Below are 3,398 nucleotides of genomic sequence, written 5' to 3'. Positions count from 1 at the left end.
GTGTCGACCAGCTTTGTCCCCGGCGCGCAGTGCTGCAGCAATTCGGGCGCGACGATCGAGCCGGCATGCCGGCAAACCGGGCAGTTTGCCAAAAGCCTTGCGCCGCGCAGCGTGATGAGGTCGGCCGCACCTGGACCGGCGCCGATGAAATGAACGGTCATGGCGCATCTCCGCTGATGGCGATGGCACAGGTGACCGGGCCGAGCACGGTGCGGGGGCCAAGCAGTTTTGCGCCTGTGCCGGCCACGGCGAGGGCGGACGCCTCGGAGACCGATGGTGTGCCGGCAACATCCTGCGAGAGATCGGAATGGCTGAGCGTATCCGACGAGGCAGCTTGAAGTGCTGAGTCGTCGACGACGATGACGGGAAGACTCAGCGTGCGGCCAGCGGCGGCGATCGCTTCTTCATCCTTCTTGAACGCGGCAGTCGCCAGTGCCGACAGCGCCGTCATCGCCAACCCATGCGCCTCCAGCGCCGTTTCGATCGCCGCAAGCACCTCTTCGACGCCCACGCCCTTTCGGCAGCCTATGCCTGCGACCATCATGGCTTCATCCAGCTCCATTGCGTCACTGGCATGGCCGGCCGCCAGGCCGGCATCGAGCCGACCGGCGAGGCCCGGGAGATGTTTATCCGCGTGAGATCGCCGCCGAGCTTCGTATGTTGGGCAAGAAGCAGGGCTTCCATCTCCAGCGTCACCGCGTTTGCCACGAGACGGCCGCCCGAGCGAAGCACCTTGATGGCTGTGCTCAAGACGCCGGTGTCGCTGCCGCCGCCGCCGATGAAGATCGCGTCAGGCGTATCCAGTCTGGCTAGCGCCTTGGGCGCGGCGCCTTCGACCACGACAAGGCCGGGAACGCCACAAGCGGCGGCGTTGTGGCCAATACGGGCAGCGCGCACCGGATCGGCCTCGATGGCAAAAGTGCGCATCGAAGGGTGGGCCAGCATCCATTCGATGCCGATGGAACCGGAGCCGGCGCCGATGTCCCACAGCAACTCGCCGCGCCGCGGCGCCAGCGCCGACAGGGTAATCGCGCGGATTTCGCGCTTGGTGATCTGGCCGTCATGGTCGAACAGGTGATCGGCAAGGCCTGATGTGAGCGGCAGCACGCGCGCGTCCGGACCGGATTCAACTTCGACCGCCAGCACGTTGAGCGGATTGAGGTTTTCGAGGTCGAAGGCATCGGCGCGGACCGAGCGCTGGGTCTCGCTTGGCCCACCCAACGCCTCCAGGATCGTCAGCCGCGATGCGCCGAAGTCGAGTTCCGCGAGCAGGCGGGCAATCGCCGCGGGGGCTTCTGCATCCGAGGTCAGCGCCAGGATGCGCGCGCCTGGCTGCAGCAGTGGCCGGATCAGGTCGAGCGGCCGGCCGTGCAGCGAGACGGTTTCGATATCCTGCAGCGCCCAGCCGAGCCGGGCGGCCGCCAGTGAAACGGCTGAAGGCGCGGGGATAACGTGCATCTCTTGCGCCTTGACCTTGCGGGCGAGCGTGGCGCCGACGCCGTGGAAGAAGGGATCGCCGGAGGCGAGCACACAGACGTTCCTGCCGGCGAGCGCCAGCACGTCAGCCATCTCGGCATCGAACGGAACCGGCCATGGGCGCGGCTCGCCCTTGGCGAAGGAAGCGACAAGGGCGAGGTGCCGCTTGCCGCCGAAGATGATCTCAGCCTGGGCAATCCGCTGCTTGGCCTCGTCGCCGAGACCCGCTAAACCGTCCTCGCCGATGCCGACGACTGTCAGCCAGGCGGCTCGCGATTGACGCTCAGCAGGCATAATGACCCACCGTATCCTGATCCTCGGCGGCACCACCGAAGCGCGGCAACTGGCCGGAAAACTGGCGGCGCGTGCCTCGGTCACACTGTCGCTGGCCGGCCGCACCGAAAGCCCGGTCGCGCAAGGCGTGCCGGTGCGAAGCGGAGGCTTTGGCGGCGCCGACGGGCTGGCCGCTTACCTCACGGAAACGGCCACCGATCTGCTGATCGACGCCACGCATCCCTATGCGGCGCAAATCTCCGCCAATGCCGCACAAGCCGCGCGCATGGCCGGCGTGCCGATCCTTGCCCTGCGGCGTCCCGGCTGGGAGCCTGTCGAAGGCGACCGCTGGACGTTGGTCGGTACGGTCGGCGATGCCGCGCAAGCGCTTGGACCGGCGCCGCGCCGCGTTTTTCTGGCACTGGGCCGGCAAGAGGTTGCGGCTTTCGAAGCAGCGCCCCAGCACCACTATGTCATTCGCAGTGTCGATCCGGTCGAGCCGAAGCTGGCCGTGCCCGACGCCGAATATCTGTTGGCCCGTGGCCCGTTTCGCGACGCGGAGGAACGCGCGCTGCTCGAAAGGCACCGCATCGATGTCGTGGTGTCCAAGAACAGCGGCGGCGAGGCGACCTTTGGCAAGATCGCCTCGGCGCGGGCGCTTGGCATCGAGGTGGTCATGATCCGCAGGCCTGATCTGCCGGACGTGCCCTCGGCTGAAACCGTCGAAGCGCTGGCCGCCATTGTCGATCGATTTGGGATCGATCATTTTGTCCGTCCCGTGGACGAGCGCGGCGTGTAGACCAGCGCCGGCTTCTCCGTGCGCTTGATAATCCTGGTTTCCGGCGAGCCGATGATGATGCAGGTCGCCATGTCCGCCTTTTCAGCCTCGACATCGGCCAGCAGGTAGACCTCGATACGCTCGTCCGGGCGACCGGCGGCGCGGCCGAAGATTACCGGCGTGGTGCCCGGCAGGATGGCGGTCAGGCACTCGAAGGCGCGGCCGAGTTGCCAGGGGCGGGCCTTGCTGATCGGGTTGTAAAGCGCGATGACGAAGCCGGCACCGGCCGCCGCCAGCAGGCGCAGTTCGATCAACTCCCATGGCTTTAGATTGTCGGAGAGCGAGATGGCGCAGAAATCATGGCCGAGCGGCGCGCCGATGCGGGCGGCAACCGCAAGCATGGCGGTGATGCCGGGCACCACGGCGACATCGACTGCGCGCCATTCGACCGGACCGGCCTCGATCGCCTCGCAGACGGCCGCCGCCATGGCGAACACGCCGGGATCGCCGCCGGAGACCACGGCGACGTCATGGCCCTCTGCAGCCTTGCTCAATGCGTCCTTGGAGCGGGCGAGTTCCTCGCGGTTGTCGGAAGCGACGCGGGTCTGGTCCGGGCGCAGGTCCAGCCGGTCGAGATAGGGTTTGTAGCCGTAAAAGAATTTCGCCTCGGCGACAGCGCGGCTGGCCTCCGGGGTGACCTGATCGGCATTGCCGGGGCCAAGGCCGATGACGATGAGACGGCCACTCATACCTGCGCTCCCACGGCGCCGGGGCGGCCGGACCAGCCGGCGACCAGCACGATGGCGAAGTAGGGCGCCTTGTCGTCCTTTTTGTCGGCAAGCTTCATCGAGACGCTGCCGGCCATGGTGCC

Annotated in this window: 5 protein-coding genes and 1 pseudogene; 1 reads left to right on the top strand and 5 read right to left on the bottom strand. The window is 67.3% G+C overall.

Translation table 11 applies throughout. The features are described from left to right. The 3 genes from EOA22_RS28260 to EOA22_RS28250 all read right to left on the bottom strand — a co-directional run. Positions 1-161, bottom strand: a 161-nt coding sequence (locus tag EOA22_RS28260; protein ID WP_245478707.1) for an SAM-dependent methyltransferase, incomplete at its 3' end; no start/stop codon positions are given. After that, entirely contained in the window at positions 158-544 is a 387-nt protein-coding gene (locus EOA22_RS28255; protein ID WP_013531079.1) for a cobalamin biosynthesis protein, read from the bottom strand. The genes EOA22_RS28255 and EOA22_RS28260, both read right to left, overlap by 4 nt. Beyond that, positions 541-1,770 carry a bifunctional cobalt-precorrin-7 (C(5))-methyltransferase/cobalt-precorrin-6B (C(15))-methyltransferase gene (locus tag EOA22_RS28250; RefSeq protein ID WP_063168246.1) on the bottom strand — a complete coding sequence of 410 codons (1,230 nt, stop codon included), beginning with the start codon at positions 1,768-1,770 and terminating at the stop codon, positions 541-543. The genes EOA22_RS28255 and EOA22_RS28250 overlap by 4 nt, the downstream gene beginning before the upstream one ends. A gap of 1 nt (position 1,771) precedes the next feature. Here EOA22_RS28250 and EOA22_RS28245 point away from each other — a divergent pair, with 1 nt between their 5' ends. Further along, on the top strand, positions 1,772-2,548 hold the full coding sequence (locus EOA22_RS28245) for a cobalt-precorrin-6A reductase (RefSeq protein WP_063168245.1): 777 nt from the start codon (positions 1,772-1,774) through the stop codon (positions 2,546-2,548). On the opposite strand, the gene EOA22_RS28240 is transcribed toward EOA22_RS28245, so the two are convergent. After that, positions 2,512-3,276 (bottom strand): precorrin-3B C(17)-methyltransferase, encoded by a 765-nt coding sequence (locus EOA22_RS28240; protein WP_063168244.1) that lies wholly within the window; start codon positions 3,274-3,276, stop codon positions 2,512-2,514. The genes EOA22_RS28245 and EOA22_RS28240 overlap by 37 nt on opposite strands. Continuing rightward, positions 3,273-3,398: pseudogene (locus tag EOA22_RS39125) on the bottom strand (precorrin-2 C(20)-methyltransferase); the annotation flags it as partial. The pseudogene EOA22_RS39125 and the gene EOA22_RS28240, both read right to left, overlap by 4 nt.

The organism is Mesorhizobium sp. M7A.F.Ca.US.014.04.1.1, from assembly GCF_003998745.1.
In the GTDB taxonomy this organism is placed as follows: domain Bacteria; phylum Pseudomonadota; class Alphaproteobacteria; order Rhizobiales; family Rhizobiaceae; genus Mesorhizobium; species Mesorhizobium ciceri.
The sequence above is the reverse complement of the archived record's forward strand: the minus strand, read 5'-3'. Positions and strand labels throughout refer to the sequence as shown.

Coding starts and splice junctions, on each gene's coding strand:
- EOA22_RS28250 (WP_063168246.1), bottom strand. CDS start 1,770: ATGCCTGCTGAGCGTCAATCGCGAGCCGCCTGGCTGACAGTCGTCGGC.
- EOA22_RS28245 (WP_063168245.1), top strand. CDS start 1,772: ATGACCCACCGTATCCTGATCCTCGGCGGCACCACCGAAGCGCGGCAA.
- EOA22_RS28240 (WP_063168244.1), bottom strand. CDS start 3,276: ATGAGTGGCCGTCTCATCGTCATCGGCCTTGGCCCCGGCAATGCCGAT.
- EOA22_RS28255 (WP_013531079.1), bottom strand. CDS start 544: ATGATGGTCGCAGGCATAGGCTGCCGAAAGGGCGTGGGCGTCGAAGAG.